Here is a 1087-nt window from a genome sequence, read left to right as displayed (position 1 = left end):
CGTCTAGGGAGGCTTCTTGAAGAGTCGGACATCTTCTGGGACAGAGTTGAAGAGATTGAAGAGTATAAACCCGAACACCCATGGGTCTATGACCTCCAGGTTCCGGGGCACCACAACTTCATCGCCAGCGATATCTTCGTCCACAACAGCCAGCTTCTCCGCTACGTGGCCAATTTAGCTCCGAGAGCGATTTACACGAGCGGTAAGAGCAGTTCGGCCGCGGGACTGTGTGTTGCTCCTGACTCCATTGTAACCACAGACTCGGGAGCGTTTGAGATTGGAAAGCTTACGGAGAGCTGGATGAATGAAGTTGGCGCCCTTGAATACGATGACGGAATCCAGCACGCCCCGTACCTGGGAAAAAGTGTCTCCCTTGAGAACTGGAAGATTAAAGAAGCCCCTCTAAGCAGAGTCTGGAAGCTCAAGGCTCCCACAAGGCTTGTGAGGATAACCACCATAACAGGGAAGAGCCTTGTAACGACCCCTGAGACAAAACTCCTGACGCTCGGTGAGGGCAAGTTTGAATGGGTCAAAGCTCATGGCATAACTGCAGGGGCGTATATCGCCACTGTGAGGAAGTTAAAAGTTACGGAAAAACCCCTCAATGTCATGGAACTAGTTTCAGACCTCGATGAGCTGGTGCTCTACGGCATAAAGAGAGACGTCAAGAGATTGATTGAGAAAATCGTCGCGGAGAAGGGAATCACCAAGAGAGAGCTGGCCAAGCTTTTGGGCGTCAGCGAGAACATGGTCTACTACAACTGGGTCAACGAGAAAGCGCGGGGTAACATAACAATGAAGCACCTCAAGAATCTCGCGGAGCTGGCAGGCGAAGAGGTTACTGTGATAAAACCCTCAGAAGTTGCACTTCAGGATGGCAGAAGGATTAAGCTGCCAGAGGTTGTGGACGAAAGACTCGCCTACTTCGCTGGGTTGGTAGCCGGTGACGGAGACGTATCAAAGGCTGGCTGGGGTATCTCCGTAAGGTTCTCGAACGGCAATTCTGAACTGAGAAGAGAGTTTGCTAACCTCGTAAGGGAACTCTTTGGAATAGATGCAAAGGAGAGCGTTGGGGAGGGAAGGGTTC

General features: G+C 51.4%; 1 protein-coding gene. It reads left to right on the top strand.

The window, feature by feature from the left end:
* The coding region (locus MV985_RS00665; RefSeq protein WP_366085026.1) for an LAGLIDADG family homing endonuclease at positions 1 to 1087 on the top strand (1087 nt) is incomplete at both ends.

It is taken from the genome of Thermococcus sp., from assembly GCF_027012695.1.
Lineage (GTDB): Archaea > Methanobacteriota_B > Thermococci > Thermococcales > Thermococcaceae > Thermococcus.
This window is presented reverse-complemented; position numbering and strand designations above follow the sequence as displayed.